This window comes from Pseudomonas anuradhapurensis (assembly GCF_014269225.2).
Lineage (GTDB): Bacteria > Pseudomonadota > Gammaproteobacteria > Pseudomonadales > Pseudomonadaceae > Aquipseudomonas > Aquipseudomonas anuradhapurensis.
This window is the reverse complement of record NZ_CP077097.1, coordinates 3,535,298-3,552,725: the sequence shown is the minus strand read 5'-3', so window position 1 is coordinate 3,552,725 and position 17,428 is coordinate 3,535,298. Positions and strand designations below refer to the sequence as shown.

Here is a 17,428-nt window from a genome sequence, read left to right as displayed (position 1 = left end):
GCGGTCTTTCGTTGTGCAAGGATGACGAGTGCCTGCGCCAGCGATTTAGCCGTCCGGACAGCTAATTTTTCGGCGTGCAGCTACGTCCCGTAGGGGAGCCCGAGTCACTTCACCCAAGGAACCCACATGGCACTGCACCCCGATCTGGCGGCTTTTCTGGAACTGGTCGAGTTTGGCCGGCTGACGGGCAGGAGCCTGCCCATGCACGCGATGGATGTGGCCCAGGCCCGCGCCGAGTTCGAAAGCAGCTCGCAGGTGCTCGACCCCAGCCCGCCGGGCCATGTGACGGTCAGCGAGCTGCAGTTCAGCGTGCGCGACGGTACTCGCCTGGCTGCCCGTCTGTACCGCCAGGGCCAGGCCGGCACCGCCGTGCAACCGGTGATCCTGTACCTGCACGGTGGCGGCTACGTCGTCGGCAGCCTCGACTCGCATGATTCGGTGTGCCGCCGTCTGGCGGCGCTGGGCGAGTTCGCGGTACTGGCCGCAGATTACCGCCTGGCACCGCAGCAGCAGTTCCCGGTGGCGCTGCACGACGTGCTGGACGCCGCCAACTGGCTGGCCGAACAGGCAGCGTCGCTGGGGCTGGACAATCGCCGGATAGTGCTGGCGGGGGACAGTGTAGGGGCCAGCCTGGCTGCGGTCATGGCCATCATGGCAGTCGAGCAACCCGTGGCACTGGCATTCAAGCCGCTGGCGCAGCTGCTGTTCTATCCGGTAACCGATATGGCCTGCCAGCGTGATTCGCACCGCCAGCATGCCGAGGGCTACCTGCTGGAGACGGCCACGCTGGAGTGGTTCTACCGGCACTATGTACCGCAGCCCGAGCAGCGCCTGGATTGGCGGGTGTCGCCGTTGCGCTCGTCCCTGCGGGAAGCGTTGGCGCCAGCGTATCTGTTCGTCGCCGAGTACGACCCGTTGCACGATGAAGGTATCGCTTATCGCGACTGGCTGCTGGCGGGTGGCACGCCAGTGCGCTTCGCGCGGGTGGAGGGGCTGACCCATGACTTTCTGCGCATGTCGGGGATCGTGGGCCAGGTGGGGGACATCTATCGGGATGTCGGGGCGTGGTTGCAGGTGATCGGCGAGCAGGGCTGACTCGAGATTGCCGGGGCGCGTGTTGCGAAAGCGTCAGGCCAGATTGACGCGATGTTGCAGGAGCGGCCTTGCGTCGCGATGGGCCGCCACGCGGCCCCAAGGCGTCAACCGTGAACGCGTCGCCCCAACACATTTACCAACCGCTCGATCTCGGCCTCGGTATTCAACAACCCCGGCGCCGTCCGCACCACCGGCCCCACATCCCGCGACACGGCATCGACCACGATGCGCTGGCTATTGAGATGCCGGGCGACCTCGTCGGCATCCTGGCCCTTGAACCTGAAGAAAGTGAACCCCGCCGAATAGCGTGCGCTGCGCGGTGTCACCAGTTCGATACCCGGCAGTGCCTCAAGCCGTTGCCTGAGGTAGTCGTTCAGCTCGTGAATACGCGCCTGCACGGCCGCCTTGCCCAGTTGCAGGTGCAATTCGAACGCCTTGCCCAGCGCCCAGCGGTGCTCGAACGCGTGGTAGCCACCCGGCGTCATCACGGTGGCAAAGTCTTCGTTCTCGGAAAAGGTGGCAATGGTCGGGGTCAGTTGCTCCAGCCCGGTGGACGCCGCGCAGATGATCCCGGTACCGCGTGGCCCGAACAGCCACTTGTGGGTACCGGCAATGAAGTAATCGCAGTTGAGGTCGGCAAAGCGCATGTCTTCGACGCCAAAGCCGTGTACGCCGTCGATCACGTAGATGATCCGGTCCTGCGCGTCACGCTGGCGGTTGGCCTCGCGGACCAGCGCGCCGATCTCGCCCACCGGCAGTTTCACGCCACTGCCCGAGTGCACCCAGGTCATGCCCAGCACCCGGGTCTGTGGCCCGATGGCGGCAGCGATGGTGGTCAGAACCTGGTCGCTGCTGACCTTGGCAGGGTCGTCGAACAGGCGCAACCGGCGCACTCGGGTGCCGTCGCGGGTGGTGCGAAAACCCATGGTGTGGCGGGCGGCTGAATGCTCGTGCACGGTAGTGAGTATTTCCTGCCCCGGCGCGATCTTCAGCCCGCCATAGATCAGCCCGAGGCCTTCCGTGGTGCTGCCGGTCAGGGCGATCTGGCGCGGCGTCACTTCGAGGTAGCGCGCCGCCCACTCGCGTACGGCGGCTTCGTGCTTCCACTCCGACTGGCTGTCCCAGTCGACCAGGCGGGCCGGGTGACGGTCGAAGCGGGCGCGCAGTGCCTCGATGGCTTCGCGCACCGGGCGTGGGTGCGAGGTGATCAGAAAGTTGGCGAAGTGGGCATACGCAGGGTCCAGCTCGAACAGGCTGCGAAATGCCGCCCAGTCGTTGCCAGTGGCTGCTTGCGCAGGCGCCGCCTGTGCCGATTGCAGCAGCGCGCCGGGGCCGGCCAGGGGCAGCGCGGCAGCCAGCAGGCCAGCCTGCTTGAGAAAGGTGCGACGGTCGTTCATCGAGTGGCTCGCCAGGGTCAGGGGGATGAGTGGGTGACAGGTTGCGCGGCGCGTCGCACCTGCTCCCACACCCGCAGGAAGTTGCCGCCCCAGAGCTTGGCAATGTCCGCTTCGGAGTAGCCGCGGCTGATCAGTTCGGCAGTGACGTTGCGCGCCTCGCTGGTGTTCTGCCAGCCGTCGATGCCACCGCCTTCGTTGAAGTCCGAGCTGAGGCCGACGTGGTCGATGCCGACCTTGCGCACCGTGTAGTCGATGGCGTCGCCGTAGTCCTTGAGGGTGGCTGGGGGTTCGTCTTCGAGGATGCCGTACAGCTCGTTCGCATACTGGCCGACCTTCTGCTCCGGCCAGCCGGCGATCACCGGGTCGCCCGGCATCAGTGCGTAGTTGAGGTCGGCCAGCGGCGGCAGGGCGTAGCGCGCGCGCAGTGCGTTGAGTTTGTCCTGGGTCTTGCTGCTCAGCGGCTTGAGGTAGGTGGAAAAGGCCACCAGCTGGACCACGCCGCCACTGCCCTTGATCAGCTGCAGCTCCTTGTCGGAAAGGTTGCGCCTGATGTCGACCATGGCCCGTGGTGCCGAGTGCGACGCCACCACGGGCGCGCGGCTGAGGGCGACAGCCTGGGCCAATGCCTTGCTGGACATCTGCGACACGTCGATGATCACGCCCAGGTCGTTCAGCCGTTGCACGGCGCGCTTGCCGAGCGGTGACAGGCCGTCCAGGGCATCGGCAGTGTCATTGAAGAACGGCAGCGGGCGCGAGGAATCGGCCCAGCTGTTGTTGCCCACATAGCTGAAGCCGAACATGCGCACCCCGCGTGCGGCCCAGCGGTCGAGCTGGTCGATGTCGTCGCCCAGGGCGTAGGCATTGAGCATGCTGAGCAGCACCGCGAACTTGCCCTCGCCGTGCAGGCGCCGAAAGTCTTGTGGGGTGTAGGCGATGCCAACCTGTTGCGGGAAGTCGCGGACCATGGCGCTGATGGCGTTGTAGCGCACCTCCTGGGTATGCCGGGCGGCCTCGACGAAGCCCGGGGTAGGGCGGTGCGGGCCTGAGTTGCCAGTCCACGATTCGGGCCAGGCGAATATCGTCAGGGCGGCGCCGGACAGACGCCCGCGTGCAGCCTTGGCCAGGTCGAAGCGGCCATCGCCGTCCTTGTCCGCCTCACTGCCTTCGGTGCCGAAGGTCAGCGGCAGGGTGATATGGCTGTCGAACGAGAGGATGCGTTCCTGCAGGTCGTTGGCCTGGCGCATCACCGCTCTGGAGTAGCCGGCAGGCGTGGCGAAATAGTGCCAGGCAGCAAACCCGGCGCCAGCGGTAAGCGCAGTGGCCAGGCTGATAAACAGGGCTTTGTTCCAGCGTGAAGTCGTCATCTTGGTCTCAGTAGGTTCACCGTCGAGGGATGGGCACAGAGGCCGCCGCTACCTGCAGTGAACGAGCTTGCAGCGCAGAAATTTAGCCGCGGCCGTTGGCCATGCACGGTTAAATTTCGCCGCCCATGCAACGTTCTAGCCTTGGACGGGCCGTGCTCCATGGCCGCAATGAATGCACAGGTATGCAATGACGATTTCGCGACGCGGTTTCATCACCGGTGTGGCATTGACGGGCGTGGTGGTGCCCGCTGCGGTGGGTGCGCTGTATCAGCGGCGGCAGGGCGCCGCCGAGGAATTTCCGCAGACGCCTGGCGAGGCCGTTGTCGAGTTGGCCGATACCGGCCTGCAGCAGTTGGGCGATACCCTGCGCGGCATCTGGCGCTGGACCCAGCTGGGCGAGGAGGCTGGCCTGCAAGGTTTACCAGCGGGAGACCTGGAACTGTTCCTTGACGTTGCTGCCAATGGCCGTGCCCTGCGCGGCTACCTGGATACACCCGAGCGCCTGCGTACGGAGGCGCAACCGCGCTACCGTGTGGTCGGTGACCTGCTGGCGGATACGCCGGGCACCTTGCGCTGGCGGCTGTTTTCGTCCCAGGCGCGCTATGAATGCCATGTCGTGCTCGACGAGGTATGGGGCCGCTTCGGCAACGCCGGGCCGGCGACCCTCAATGGGCGCATTGTGCGCCTGGACCGGGCGTTGTCGTTGCCGGTGCAGGACAACCACTTCCTGGCCTTGAAGCGCACCTTTCCGGAAGCCCGTGAACGGACCCCGCTGAACCCGCAACTGCTGGCCTGGCTGATCACTCCGGAGCATCGCCTGTTCCACCAGCTGTGGCACGCCTCGCGGGACAAGTGGCACAAGCTGGCCAAGGACAAGCAGGGCGCGCTGCGTGGCCTGGGCTGGCAACCCGGGCCGCGTGAGCGCGAGCGTGATGCGCGAGGTCGGCACAAGGACCGCAATGGCTCGGGTGAGGACTTCCTGTTCATGCACCGGCATATGCTTGGCAGCGCTCGGGCGTTGCAGGACCTGCCTTCCTGGCCGCGCTTCCCGCTGCCGCAGCCGGAACTGGAGCGCGACCGCGCAGGGTTCGCTCGCTACTTCGACAACCATGACGGCAACGCCCTGCCGCCCACGTGGCTGACCGGCGATGACGCCGACTACACCCGGTGGGTGCGCGACATCAAGACCGCGGATACCTTCCACGGCAACTTCCAGGTCTGGGAGTCGCGCTATACCGACCCCGAGTACCTGAGCACGCTGACCCTGGCGCAGTTCGGCTCGGAACTGGAGCTGGGCCTGCACGACTGGTTGCACATGCGCTGGGCATCGGTGCCGCGCGATCCCGCCAACGGCATGCCGGTGCCGACGGCGCGCACCCCGGATGATTTTGCCGAGCGTTGGTTCGCCGCGCACAACGACTTCCTCGGGGACCCGTTTTCCTCCCATGTGAACCCGGTGTTCTGGCGCTTTCATGGCTGGATCGATGACCGCATCGAGGATTGGTTCGCGGCCCATGAACGCTTGCACCCTGGCGAGGTCAGGCGCCAGCAGGTCAACGGTGTGCCGTGGTTCGCCCCAGGGCGCTGGGTGGCCGTGGCGGACCCGTGGTTGGGGCCGGATACGCACGGCTGCTCGACGGTGCCGGGGTTGCGGCCTGGGCGCAGTGTGGAGATGGACCCGGAAACGATGAAGCTGGCGTTGCGCATCATCTACAGCGATGACGGCCTGTTCGACACGTTGCAGCCCAGGGTGCCGCAGCGACCTTGGTATGCGCGCAACCTGAAGGTGCGGAGCTAGCCGCTGCCTGTACCGGTCCTATCACCGGCAAGCCAGATCCCACCGGTACAGCGCATACCTTGAACCCGGCGCAGGCCCTAAGGGGCCGGCTTGCCGGCGATAGGGCCGGTACAGGCGACCTACTGCTTGATTCCCCACCCCCCACCCAAGGCCTTGTACAACGCCACGCTGCCCTGCAACCGCGCCAGGCGCAGTTGCGCCTGCTGGTCCTGCGCCACATACCAGGTGCGCTGGGTTTCCAGCACGCTCAACAAGGTCTCGGCGCCTGCGCCATAGCGCCGTTGCGCCAGCTCGAATGCCAGCCGGGCCTGCTGCACTTCTTGATCTTGCCACTGGCGCTGGCGATCGACGCCATCGATCGCATTGAGCGCCTTCTCGACATCGGCAAAAGCGGCCAGGATGCTGCTGCGGTAGGTCTCCAGCAATTCCGCCTGTTCGGCTTCGGCCAGCTCACGTGCGGCGCGCAGCCGGCCATGGTTGAACAGCGGCGCGACCAGGCCGCTGCTGAGGGTGTAGTAGGCGCTATCGAACAGGTGGGCGAAGGTGTCGGCACCCGCCCCCAGGTTGGCGTCGAGGGTGAGCTTGGGCAGCATGGCCGCGCGGGCGACGTGCACATTGGCGCTGGCAGCGGCCAGACGCGCTTCGGCAGCGGCAATGTCCGGTCGGCGAGTGAGCAGTTCGCTGGGCACGCCGCTGCCGATGGCCGGCCACCGCAGGCTGGTGATCGCTTCCTGGCTGGTGGGCAACGACTGCAGCGGGTCGCCGAGCAGGGTCGCCAGGGTGACCCGGCTGTCCTGCCACTTCTGTTCCAGCAACGGCAACTGGCGTTGCTGCGCGGCCACCAGGCTGCGCTGCTGGGCCAGCTCCAGGCGCGTGGCGGAACCGCTGCGCTGGCGCGCTTCGACCAGGCCCAGCAGTTCCTGGGCATTGCGCAGGTTCAGGCGGGCAATGCGCAGCTGTTCTGCCAGGGCCAGCCCCTGCAGGTAACTGTCGGCCACGGCACTGACCAGGGTCAACTCAACGGTCTGGCGATCGAAACGGCTGGCCTCCAGGCTGCGCAAGGCCTGCGCGCGGGACGCCCGCAGGCCGCCCCAGAAGTCGATCTCGTAGCTGGCGCTGAGTTGTATATCGAACGAGGTGCTGGTCGGTTCGCTGCGGCTGACATCAAGCTGGTCGTAGCCATCGCCGTGCAGCAGGCGTTGGCGGCTGCCGTCCAGGCCCAGCTTCAGCTCCGGCAACAACGGCGCGCCGGCAATCACCGCGCGGGCCTGGGCCTGGCGCACCCGCGCGGTGGCGGCGGCCAGGTCGTGGGCATTGTGCAGGGCACGCTGCACCAGGCGGTCCAGCTCGCGGCTGGCGAACGCGTGCCACCACTGGAGCGTCGGCGGTGGTGCCGAGGGTGATGCGCCTGCGCCTTGCCAGGCGAGCGGGGCGGCCAGGTCGCTGGCAGGTGGGGTTGGCGTGCTGCAGGCGGCGAGGCATACGCACAGGGGCAACAGGCTGATGCGGCTAGGCAGAGTCATGGATTATTCGCTGGTAAGGGCTTTGACCGGGTCGAGGCGGGCGGCCTTGCGCGCGGGCATGAAGCCGAACACGATGCCGGTGACCACGGCGCAGGCAAAGGCGCCGAGCATGGCAGGCAGGGCAAAGGCCACCACCACATCTGCCAACATCAGGCCAGCGCCGATGGCCAGGGCCAGGACGATGCCGGCCAGGCCGCCGACCATCGACAGCAGCACCGCCTCGCTGAGAAATTGCCGCAGGATGTCGCGCTGGCGTGCGCCGGTAGCCATGCGGATACCGATTTCGCGGGTGCGCTCGCGCACCGTCATCAGCATGATGTTCATCACCCCGATGCCGCCCACCAGCAGCGAGATCGCGGCAATCGCCCCCAGCATCAGCGACAGGCTGTTCTGCGTGCGCGCTTCGGCCTGGATCAGTGCCGCGTCGTTGGTCAGCTCGAAATCCCGGCGCCCGTTGTGGCGCTGGCGCAGCAACTGGTCGATGGCCGCTTCGGTTTCCTCGACCCGCGTGGAATCGAGCGCGGCGACGGCGATGTAGTCCGGGTCGCGCTGGCCAAACAGGCGGATGGCCGCCGCGGAGTAGGGCACCACGATGCGCCCGTCGCTGTCCTGGTCGCCGGAGCTGGCACCCTTGCCGGCCAGAATGCCGACCACCTGGAACGGCACATTGCCGATCAGCAGGTACTGCCCCAGCGGATCGCGTCCAGGGTCGAGCATCTGTTCCCGCACTTTCTGGCCGATCACCGCCACTGCCGCGGCGGTGGCTTCATCGGTTTCGCTGTAGAAGCTACCGTGCACCGCCGGCCAGTTGAAAATCTCGGGGAAGCGGGTGTTGTTGCCACCCACATAGAACCGCTGGCTGTGGTTGCCGTAACGCACCATCAGCTTTTCTCCGAGCACCGGCATCACGTGCCGGACCTGCGGCAACTGGCCGATGGCGGCGACATCGTCGAGGGTAATGGTGCCAGCCTGTTCGCCCAGGCTTGCCGGTTTGCCATTGAGGTAGAGGATGTTCGAGCCGAAGGCGGCCATCTGCGCCATCACCTGGCGTTTGCTGCCTTCGCCCACGGCCAGCATCACCACCACCGAGGCAACACCGATGACGATGCCCAGCAGGGTCAGGGCGGTGCGGAAGCGGTTGACCCACATCACCCGCCAGGCGGCCTGCAGGGCTTCGCGCAGTTCGCCTTGCCACGCCCCGCGCAAGGCCGCGCCGCGGTCCAGGTGCTGACGCAACTGCTCGGCCTGCAGCCCTCGGCCGTTGTCAGGCGGGGGCAGGGCGCTGGGCGAATCGCTGATGACCACGCCGTCGCGAATCTCGATCACTCGCTGCGCCCGCGCCGCCACATCGCGGTCATGGGTGATCAGGATGATCACGTGGCCCTGGGCCGCCAGCTCGTCGAGCAACGCCATCACTTCAGTGCCACTCTGGCTGTCGAGCGCGCCGGTGGGTTCGTCGGCAAGGATGATATGGCCGCCGTTCATCAATGCACGGGCGATCGATACCCGCTGCTGCTGGCCGCCGGACAACTGATGCGGGCGGTTGTCGGTGCGGCTGGCCAGGCCCAGGCGGTCGAGCAGGGCGCTGGCGCGAGCGTGACGTTCGCGCGCGGCGATGCCGGCGTAGATAGCCGGCATTTCGACGTTTTCCTGGGCCGAACCGGAGGGGATCAGGTGGTAGCCCTGGAATACGAAGCCGAATGCCTCGCGGCGTAGCCAGGCCAGCTCGTCGCTACCCAGTTCGGCCACGTCCTTGCCGGCGAAGCGATAGCGGCCGGACGTGGGCCGGTCGAGGCAACCGAGGATGTTCATCAGTGTCGACTTGCCGGAGCCGGAAGCGCCGACGATGGCGACGAACTCACCGGGGTAAATGCGCAGGCTGATACCGTGCAGGATATCGACCTTGGGGGTGTCGACGCCGCCGTAGGATTTACGGATGTCGACCAGTTCGATCAGGGGTGTGCTCATTCAGCCTCCGCGCACGCCAGGGGCGCCGATCACCAGGCGTTCGCCTTCATTCAGGCCGTCCAGCACCTGCACCCGCAGGCGGTCACTGAGGCCGGTGCGCACCTGGCGCTGTTCCACCTTGCCGTCACGGGTCAGCACATGCGCCAGGCGCAGGCCATCGGCGTCGTCCAGCGCTGCCCGTGGCACGGTCAGCACCTGGCTGGCTTTGCCGGCGACGAAGAATACCTGGGCAGTCATTTCGGCCATCAGCGCACCATCCGGGTTGTCGACATCCAGCAGCACGCTGTACTGCACCACCTGGTTGCCGGCGTTGCCATTGCTGACGCTGGCCGGGCTACCGCCGCCCTGGCTGGCCTGGTCCAGCGGCTTGGGCGGCACCGGCAGCACCTGGCGCACGGTGCTGGTCCAGCGGCGCTTGCCGCCGGCCAGGGTGGTGAAGTACGCGGTCATGCCCGGCTTGACCTGGCCGATGTCGGCCTCCGATACCTGGGCCCATACCGTCATTGGCGAGAGCCTGGCGATGCGCAGGATCAACGGGGTTTGCTGTTGGGCGTTGAGGGTTTGCCCCTCGCGCGCGTCCACCGCCACCACGGTACCGTCCATGGGCGCGTAGATGCGGGTGTAGCCCAGCTCGGCCTCGTCGCTGCGCAGGCTGGCCTGGGCCTGGCGGATCTGCGCCTGGAACATGTCGATGCGCGCCTGGGTGACTTTGAGCTGGGCGGCGGCGGTCTGCACGTCCTCGTCGCGGGTGGCGCCCGCAGCGGCCAGGTCACGCTGGCGCTTGAGCTGCTGCCGTGCCAGCTGGAACTGCGCGCGTTGTTCGGCCAACTGGGCCTTGAGGTTGTCGATCGAGTAGCGGCCGGCATCCAGCCGCGCCTGCTGGGTCGAAGGGTCGATCTCGACCAGCAGCTGGCCTTTGCGCACCGTATCGCCAACCTCGACGTGCAGGGTGTGGATCTGCCCCGAGGCCTGCGCCCCGACATCCACGTAGCGCCTTGGTTGCAGGGTGCCCAGTGCGGTTACGCTGCTTTCGATGTCGGCGCGGGTCACCGCGACCGTGCTGAGCGGCTGTGCAGCGGAGGGCAGTGCCGTCCAGGCCAGCAGGCTGCCCAGGCCGAGCAGGCCCAGGCCCGTGAGCAGGACCCGGCGACGGGTAGTGGTTAAAGGTCTCATGCAGACGTCCAGCCGAGGGGGTGCCAGATAGACGAAAGCGGCGGGAGGGGATTTAGCGGATATCGTGCGGGATTGGTACGGCGACAGAGATGTGGCGCCTATGAGATCGAGCGCCGCCCGCGCGGCGCATCGCGAGCTGCGCTCGCTCCTACGTTTGTTTCGGGCCAGTAACACCTGTGGCAGGCGCGCGCGACCGCCTGGTTCATACAACGCGATATCTCGTCATGCGCCAAGCGCTCGCGCGCAAATCCCACAGGAATAATTGGCCCGAAACAAACGTAGGAGCGAGCGCAGCTCGCGATGCGCCGCGCGGGCGGCGCTCGATCCAACAGGCGCTGAAACCCTACAGCCAAAACCCGTGTTGCTGAGAATCATTATAATTTGTAAGATCGCAGGTTGATATCACTCGGTCCTGCAGCTGCCTGAAAGGCCTTTTCGACCAAGCTGGCAGAACCATCTCAGGTAACGTCGTGGAACATTACTATCGCGAACTGGTGGGCTTCCTTTCAGCGCGCCTGGGCAGTCGCCAGGCCGCTGAGGATGTGGCGCACGATGCTTACCTGCGCGTGCTGGAACGCACCGACGGCGAGCGCATCGAGCACCCGCGTGCCTTCCTTTACCGCACCGCGCTCAACCTGCTGGTCGACCGCCACCGGCGGCACCTGGTACGCCAGGCCGAGCCGCTGGAGGTGCTGGACAGCGATGAACGCTGGCACACCCCGGCGCCGGCGCATGACCTGCAGCTCGACCAGCGCCTGGCGCTGATGCAGCGTGCCCTGGATGAACTGGGCAAGGTCTGCCGTGACTGCTTCTTGCTGCGCAAGCTCGATGGCCTGTCGCACCAGCAGATTGCCGAGCGCCTGGGCATTTCCCGCAGCCTGGTGGAAAAGCACATTGTCAACGCCATGAAGCACTGCCGGGTGCGCATGCGCGAATGGGAATGCTGATTGCCGGGTGGCCGGCGAATGAAAAAATCCATCGGCCCGTCACTTGATTTCTGCATTGTTCCCGGCTTCTATCAAAGAAGACCCCTGCCAGGCTCGGACCTGGCAGTAGCCGCCACTGGCGCAGTATGGTCATGGAGCCTACCCATTACCCACTGCCCAGGCCCGACCATGGCAAACAAGACCCTGCGCATCCTCATCGCCGACGCAAACCCGTGCCAGCGCCTGCAACTGGAACGGCTGCTCAATGGCCTGGGCTATTACCGGATCGCCCCCGTGGACAGCTTCGAGGAGCTGCAGCGCCTGGTGCTGTGTGCCCTGCAGCCTTTTCACCTGCTGCTGGGCAATATCGAGCTGGCCAGCCATGCCGGGGTCGACCTGGAGCGCTTCTGCCGCGTCAGCCCGCAGATCCAGCATGCCCTGCTGTATCACACCACCCAGCTGGCAGTGCCATCGGTGCCATCCAGCGAGCGCCAGGCGGTCAGCCTGAGCCTGCCGCAGGTGCCCGATAACGATGCGCTGGAGGCGTTCATGGCGATCATCGATACGCCGCTGCAGGTGGGTAAGCTGCCGCTGCCGGGCACCCTGTCAGCGACACCGGGGCGATCCCTGGGGCGCGTCAACTTCTCCTACACGGTGTTCAGCCGCTAGCGCTGCCGTGGGCGGGGCAAGGGGACAGCGATTTGCTATCCTCTCGCCCTTTGCCGATGTGCGGACCCTGCCATGACTGCCAACGATACCGCTTACCCGCCCCGGTTCAGCCGCGGCGACCACCGGACCCTGGGCCTGGCGGCGTTGGGCGGCGCGCTGGAAATCTACGATTTCATCATTTTCGTGTTCTTTGCGCTCACCCTCAGCCAGCTGTTCTTCCCGCCTGAAATGCCCGAATGGCTGCGCCTGCTGCAAAGCTTCGGGATTTTCGTCACTGGCTACCTGGCGCGGCCGCTGGGTGGCATCCTGATGGCGCACTTTGCCGACCATCTCGGGCGCAAGCGGGTTTTCAGCCTGAGTATCCTGATGATGGCCCTGCCTTGCCTGCTGATCGGGGTGATGCCGACCTACGCCGACATCGGCTATGCGGCGCCGTTGATCCTGCTGGCCCTGCGTATTCTGCAGGGCGCGGCGGTGGGCGGCGAAGTGCCGAGTGCCTGGACCTTCGTCGCCGAGCACGCGCCCGCCGGGCGGCGTGGCTATGCCCTGGGCTTCCTGCAGGCCGGGCTGACCTTCGGTTACCTGCTGGGGGCGTTGACTGCGACCCTGCTGGCGCAGCTGTTCACCGCGCAGGAAATTCTCGATTATGCCTGGCGCTACCCGTTCCTGCTGGGTGGGGTGTTTGGTGTGATCGGTGTGTGGCTGCGCCGCTGGCTCAGCGAAACCCCGGTGTTCCTTGCCTTGCGTGCGCGCCAGCAACAGCCGGTGAGCTTCCCGCTGCGGCGGGTGTTGGGCGAACACCGGCGGGCGTTGATCCCGGCGGCGCTGCTGACCTGTGTGCTGACCTCCGCCGTGGTGGTGCTGGTGGTGATTACACCGACGGTGATGCAGCAACGCTTTGGCATGACGGCCGGGCACACCTTCGCCCTGAGCAGCGTGGGTATCGTCTTCCTCAATATCGGTTGCGTGCTGGCCGGCCTGCTGGTCGATCGCGTTGGCGCCTGGCGCGCGCTGATGCTCTACAGCCTGCTGCTGCCGTTGGGTATCGGCGTGTTGTATGCCAGCCTGGTAGGGCAGTGGGGCATGACCTGGCTGGCCTATGCGCTGGCCGGCCTGTGCTGCGGCGTGGTGGGGGTGGTGCCGTCGGTGATGGTCGGGTTGTTCCCGGCCGAGATCCGTGTGTCGGGTATTTCCTTCACCTACAACGTGGCCTATGCGCTGTGGGCCAGCACCACGCCGCTGGCGCTGATTGCCTTGATGTCGTGGAGCCCGTGGGTGTGTGCCGGGTTTTGCCTGATCATGGGCGCGGTGGGGTTGCTGACGGCGCTCTATTTCGGGCGTCGTGAGCCGTTGCCGTTGAGTGAGCCCGACTTCCTGCCGACGCGGTGCCTGTAGGAGCGGCCTTGTGTCGCGATGGGGCGCGCAGCGGCCCCAAGGTCTGCGCAGCAGCACGGACTGCCGGGGCCGCTGCGCGCCCCATCGCGACACGAGGCCGCCCATACACGGGCCAGCAGCGCCAGGGGACAGGTAAAACAGAAAGCCCCCGGCTCGTGAGAACCGGGGGCTTTTCGTTAACGCAAGGGCAGGGGCTTACATGTTCGGGTAGTTCGGCCCGCCAGCGCCTTCAGGGGTAACCCAGGTGATGTTCTGGGCCGGGTCCTTGATGTCGCAGGTCTTGCAGTGTACGCAGTTCTGCGCGTTGATCTGGAAGCGCTTGCTGCCATCTTCCTGGCTGACCACTTCGTACACACCTGCCGGGCAATAGCGCTGCGCCGGCTCGTCGTACAGCGGCAGGTTGCTGGCGATCGGGATGTTCGGGTCGGTCAGCTTCAGGTGGCAAGGTTGTTCCTCTTCGTGGTTGGTGCTGGAGAGGAATACCGAGCTGAGCTTGTCGAAGCTGAGCTTGCCGTCCGGTTTCGGGTAGTCGATCTTCTGCGAGTCGGCCGCCAGCTTCAGGCAGGCGTAGTCCGGCTTGGTGTCGTGCAGGGTGAACGGCAGCTTGCCACCGAACCAGTTCTGCTCGACATAGTTGAACGCACCACCGAGGATCGGACCAAACTTGTGGATGGCTGCGCCAAAGTTGCGGCTGGCGAACAGTTCTTCGTACAACCAGCTGGCCTTGAAGGCGCTGACGTAGCCGTTCAGCTTGTCGCCGCCTTCGCTGCCGGCGGCCAGCGCATCGGCGACCGCTTCGGCCGCCAGCATGCCGGACTTCATCGCGGTGTGGCTGCCCTTGATCTTGGAGAAGTTCAAGGTGCCCAGGTCACAACCAATCAGCGCGCCGCCATCGAACACCATCTTCGGCAGCGAGTTCAGGCCACCTTTGGCAATTGCGCGGGCGCCGTAGCTGATCCGCTTGCCGCCTTCGAGGTACTGGCTGATCACCGGGTGGTGCTTCAGCCGCTGGAATTCATCGAACGGCGACAGGTACGGGTTGGCGTAGGACAGGTCGACGATCAGGCCGACCACCACCTGGTTGTTTTCCAGGTGATAAAGGAACGAACCACCGGTGTTGTCCTTGGCCATTACATCCAGGGGCCAGCCGGCGGTGTGCACCACCAGGCCCTGTTCGTGCCTGGCCGGGTCGATTTCCCAGATTTCCTTCAGGCCGATGCCGTAGTGCTGGACGTCGGCTTCACTGTCGAGGTTGAAGCGCTTGATCAGTTGCTTGCCGATGTGGCCACGGCAGCCTTCGGCAAACAGGGTGTACTTGGCGCGCAGTTCCATGCCCGGGGTGTACAGGCCGTCCTTCGGGTTGCCTTCGCGGTCGACGCCGAGGTCACCGGTGATGATGCCGCGGACTACGCCGTTGTCATCGAACAGGGCTTCCTGGGCAGCGAAGCCCGGGTAGATTTCCACGCCCAGGTTCTCCGCCTGCTGGGCCAGCCAGCGGCACAGGTTGCCCAGGGAGATGATGTAGTTACCCTGGTTGTGCATGGTCTTGGGCACGAACAGGTCAGGCACCTTGGTCGAGCTGCCAGCATCCTTGAGCACGTAGATGTCGTCGCGCTTCACTTCGGTATTCAGCGGCGCGCCGAGGGCTTTCCAGTCGGGGAACAGCTCGTTCAGGGCGCGGGGCTCGAACACCGCGCCAGAGAGGATGTGGGCGCCGACTTCAGAGCCTTTTTCCACCACGCAGACGCTGATTTCGCTACCGGCTTCGGCGGCCTTCTGCTTCAGGCGGCAGGCGGCGGACAGGCCTGCCGGGCCGGCGCCGACGATGACCACGTCGAATTCCATGTACTCGCGTTCCACTGGTTCTCTCCTACTCATCAAGGCTCGTGCTGTTGCTGGGTCTTATGGGTGCGCGGGGGCATTCGCAGCGGTTCTACGCAACGGCGGAACTGTAGCTGGGCAAATGACGGACTACACCGTTTTGTCTTGGCCGCGCATTATATCTACACCACTTGGCGGGTCCAATACAAACGTTTGTTTGAATTTGCCGCAGGCCAGTAAAATCGCAGGAACGCGGCTGGAGGATGACCCATTTGCCGTATTGACCGGATTGGGTGTTACGGTCAAGATACGAGCGGTTTTACGTTCGCCGTAGGCTTGCAGCCGGGCGCAGGTACACCTCTAAAGACCAGCTGTGGAGCAGGGTTCTGCGGCCTCCGGCCGGTTTGTAGTGGAGTTTACACGCCACGACAGAAAATGACCCGTGAGTATTTGACGCAAGCGTCCGGACACGACTGTTCGGTCACTCTCAAGTTACTGCCTCCCGGTACGTTTTTAGAGGTGCCCTTGTACCCACGCGCATCGCCGGGCAATGACCCCAGGCGACTATCTATTCACCGGAGAGTAACGAGGAATCCATGAAGGTTCTTGTAGCTGTCAAACGAGTGGTCGACTACAACGTCAAGGTTCGCGTCAAGGCGGACAACTCCGGCGTCGACCTTGCTAACGTCAAGATGTCCATGAACCCCTTCTGCGAAATCGCCGTGGAAGAAGCCGTGCGCCTGAAGGAAAAGGGCGTTGCCAGCGAGATCGTCGTGGTCTCCGTCGGCCCGGCCACCGCCCAGGAGCAGCTGCGTACCGCCCTGGCCCTGGGGGCCGACCGCGCCATCCTGGTCGAAGCCGCCGACGAACTGAACTCCCTGGCCGTGGCCAAGGCACTGAAAGCCGTTGTCGACAAGGAGCAGCCGCAACTGGTCATCCTCGGCAAGCAGGCCATCGACAGTGACAACAACCAGACCGGCCAGATGCTGGCGGCGTTGACCGGCTTTGCCCAGGGCACCTTCGCCTCCAAGGTGGAAGTGGCTGGCGACAAGCTGAACGTCACCCGTGAAATCGACGGCGGCCTGCAGACCGTGGCCCTGAACCTGCCGGCCATCGTCACGACCGACCTGCGCCTGAACGAGCCACGTTACGCGTCGCTGCCGAACATCATGAAGGCCAAGAAAAAGCCGCTGGAAACCGTTACTCCAGATGCGCTGGGCGTTTCCCTCGCCTCCACCAACAAGACCCTCAAGGTTGAAGCACCGGCTGCCCGCAGCGCTGGCATCAAGGTCAAATCGGTGGCCGAACTGGTCGAGAAGCTGAAGAACGAAGCGAAGGTAATCTAAATGACTATCCTGGTTGTCGCTGAATACGAGAACGGTGCCGTAGCCCCGGCCACCCTGAACACTGTTGCTGCTGCCGCGAAGATCGGTGGTGATGTCCATGTGCTGGTCGCTGGCCACAACGTCGGTGGCGTTGCCGAGTCTGCTGCGAAGATCGCTGGCGTGGCCAAGGTGCTGGTTGCCGACAATGCAGCCTATGCACACGCCCTGCCGGAAAACGTCGCGCCGCTGATCGTCGAGCTGGCCAAAGGCTACAGCCACGTGCTGGCCCCGGCCACCACCAACGGCAAGAACATCCTGCCGCGCGTTGCCGCGCTGCTGGACGTGGACCAGATCTCCGAGATCATCTCGGTCGAGTCCGCCGACACCTTCAAGCGCCCGATCTATGCCGGTAACGCCATTGCCACCGTGCAGTCGAGCGCCGCCATCAAGGTCATCACCGTACGTACCACCGGCTTCGACGCCGTGGCGGGCGAAGGGGGTTCGGCTGCCGTCGAAGCAGTTGGCGCCGCGCACAACGCCGGCATCTCGGCCTTCGTCGGCGAAGAGCTGGCCAAGTCCGACCGCCCGGAACTGACCGCTGCCAAGATCGTCGTCTCCGGCGGCCGTGGCATGGGCAACGGTGACAACTTCAAGCACCTGTACAGCCTGGCCGACAAGCTCGGCGCTGCCGTCGGTGCTTCGCGCGCCGCGGTCGACGCGGGCTTCGTGCCCAACGACATGCAGGTCGGCCAGACCGGCAAGATCGTTGCGCCGCAGCTGTACATCGCCGTCGGTATCTCCGGCGCGATCCAGCACCTGGCCGGCATGAAAGACTCCAAGGTGATCGTGGCGATCAACAAGGACGAAGAGGCACCGATCTTCCAGGTTGCCGACTACGGCCTGGTCGCCGACCTGTTCGAAGCGGTTCCGGAGCTGGAAAAGCTGGTCTGATCCGCCTGCTTCACTTATAAAGA

The 17,428-nt window shown here is 65.4% G+C and carries 13 protein-coding genes; 7 read left to right on the top strand and 6 right to left on the bottom strand.

The genetic code is table 11. From position 1 onward, the window contains the following. Nucleotides 1-126 precede the first annotated feature (126 nt). Nucleotides 127-1,095, top strand: a complete 969-nt coding sequence (locus HU763_RS16390) for an alpha/beta hydrolase (protein ID WP_186688291.1) — start codon at nt 127-129, stop codon at nt 1,093-1,095. A 104-nt stretch (nt 1,096-1,199) separates the two neighbouring features. Here the strand turns inward: HU763_RS16390 and pvdN are convergent, their stop codons facing one another. Together pvdN and pvdM are read right to left on the bottom strand one after the other, a co-directional pair. Next, nucleotides 1,200-2,492 (bottom strand): pyoverdine-tailoring periplasmic protein PvdN, encoded by a 1,293-nt coding sequence (gene pvdN, locus HU763_RS16385; RefSeq protein ID WP_186688288.1) that lies wholly within the window; start codon nt 2,490-2,492, stop codon nt 1,200-1,202. 17 nt (nt 2,493-2,509) lie between these two features. Then, a complete protein-coding gene (pvdM, locus tag HU763_RS16380) occupies nt 2,510-3,856 on the bottom strand; it encodes a pyoverdine-tailoring dipeptidase-like protein PvdM (protein WP_186688285.1) in 1,347 nt (448 codons plus the stop codon). Nucleotides 3,857-4,043: 187 nt separating this feature from the next. Here pvdM and pvdP point away from each other — a divergent pair, with 187 nt between their 5' ends. Beyond that, nucleotides 4,044-5,654, top strand: coding sequence for a pyoverdine maturation tyrosinase PvdP (gene pvdP / locus HU763_RS16375; RefSeq protein WP_186688276.1), 1,611 nt, complete (start codon nt 4,044-4,046; stop codon nt 5,652-5,654). Nucleotides 5,655-5,773: 119 nt separating this feature from the next. Here the strand turns inward: pvdP and HU763_RS16370 are convergent, their stop codons facing one another. Genes HU763_RS16370 through HU763_RS16360 form a run of 3 tightly spaced genes read right to left on the bottom strand, consistent with a single transcriptional unit; the run spans nt 5,774 to nt 10,318 of the window. After that, entirely contained in the window at nt 5,774-7,177 is a 1,404-nt protein-coding gene (locus HU763_RS16370) for an efflux transporter outer membrane subunit (RefSeq protein ID WP_186688273.1), read from the bottom strand. A 3-nt stretch (nt 7,178-7,180) separates the two neighbouring features. Continuing rightward, nucleotides 7,181-9,145: a MacB family efflux pump subunit gene (locus tag HU763_RS16365; RefSeq protein ID WP_186688270.1), complete on the bottom strand. Its 1,965-nt coding sequence runs from the start codon at nt 9,143-9,145 to the stop codon at nt 7,181-7,183. Beyond that, the gene (locus HU763_RS16360; protein WP_186688267.1) at nt 9,146-10,318 is read right to left on the bottom strand and encodes an efflux RND transporter periplasmic adaptor subunit; all 1,173 of its coding nucleotides are present in this window, start codon (nt 10,316-10,318) and stop codon (nt 9,146-9,148) included. A 470-nt stretch (nt 10,319-10,788) separates the two neighbouring features. On the opposite strand from HU763_RS16360, the gene HU763_RS16355 reads away from it, so the two are divergent. The 3 genes from HU763_RS16355 (at nt 10,789) to HU763_RS16345 (ending at nt 13,308) form a co-directional block, all read left to right on the top strand. Then, complete coding sequence (locus HU763_RS16355) at nt 10,789-11,265, top strand: sigma-70 family RNA polymerase sigma factor (RefSeq protein WP_170030876.1); 477 nt, start codon at nt 10,789-10,791, stop codon at nt 11,263-11,265. A 168-nt stretch (nt 11,266-11,433) separates the two neighbouring features. After that, nucleotides 11,434-11,913 carry a histidine kinase gene (locus tag HU763_RS16350; RefSeq protein ID WP_186688264.1) on the top strand — a complete coding sequence of 160 codons (480 nt, stop codon included), beginning with the start codon at nt 11,434-11,436 and terminating at the stop codon, nt 11,911-11,913. Between the two features lie 72 nt (nt 11,914-11,985). Further along, complete coding sequence (locus HU763_RS16345) at nt 11,986-13,308, top strand: MFS transporter (protein ID WP_186688261.1); 1,323 nt, start codon at nt 11,986-11,988, stop codon at nt 13,306-13,308. Nucleotides 13,309-13,503: 195 nt separating this feature from the next. Here HU763_RS16345 and HU763_RS16340 read toward each other — a convergent pair whose 3' ends face one another. Beyond that, nucleotides 13,504-15,186 carry an electron transfer flavoprotein-ubiquinone oxidoreductase gene (locus HU763_RS16340; RefSeq protein WP_186688258.1) on the bottom strand — a complete coding sequence of 561 codons (1,683 nt, stop codon included), beginning with the start codon at nt 15,184-15,186 and terminating at the stop codon, nt 13,504-13,506. A gap of 539 nt (nt 15,187-15,725) precedes the next feature. On the opposite strand from HU763_RS16340, the gene HU763_RS16335 reads away from it, so the two are divergent. Together HU763_RS16335 and HU763_RS16330 are read left to right on the top strand one after the other, a co-directional pair. Beyond that, nucleotides 15,726-16,475 carry an electron transfer flavoprotein subunit beta/FixA family protein gene (locus HU763_RS16335; protein ID WP_015271101.1) on the top strand — a complete coding sequence of 250 codons (750 nt, stop codon included), beginning with the start codon at nt 15,726-15,728 and terminating at the stop codon, nt 16,473-16,475. Further along, a complete protein-coding gene (locus tag HU763_RS16330) occupies nt 16,476-17,405 on the top strand; it encodes an electron transfer flavoprotein subunit alpha/FixB family protein (protein WP_170030868.1) in 930 nt (309 codons plus the stop codon). Nucleotides 17,406-17,428 lie beyond the last annotated feature (23 nt).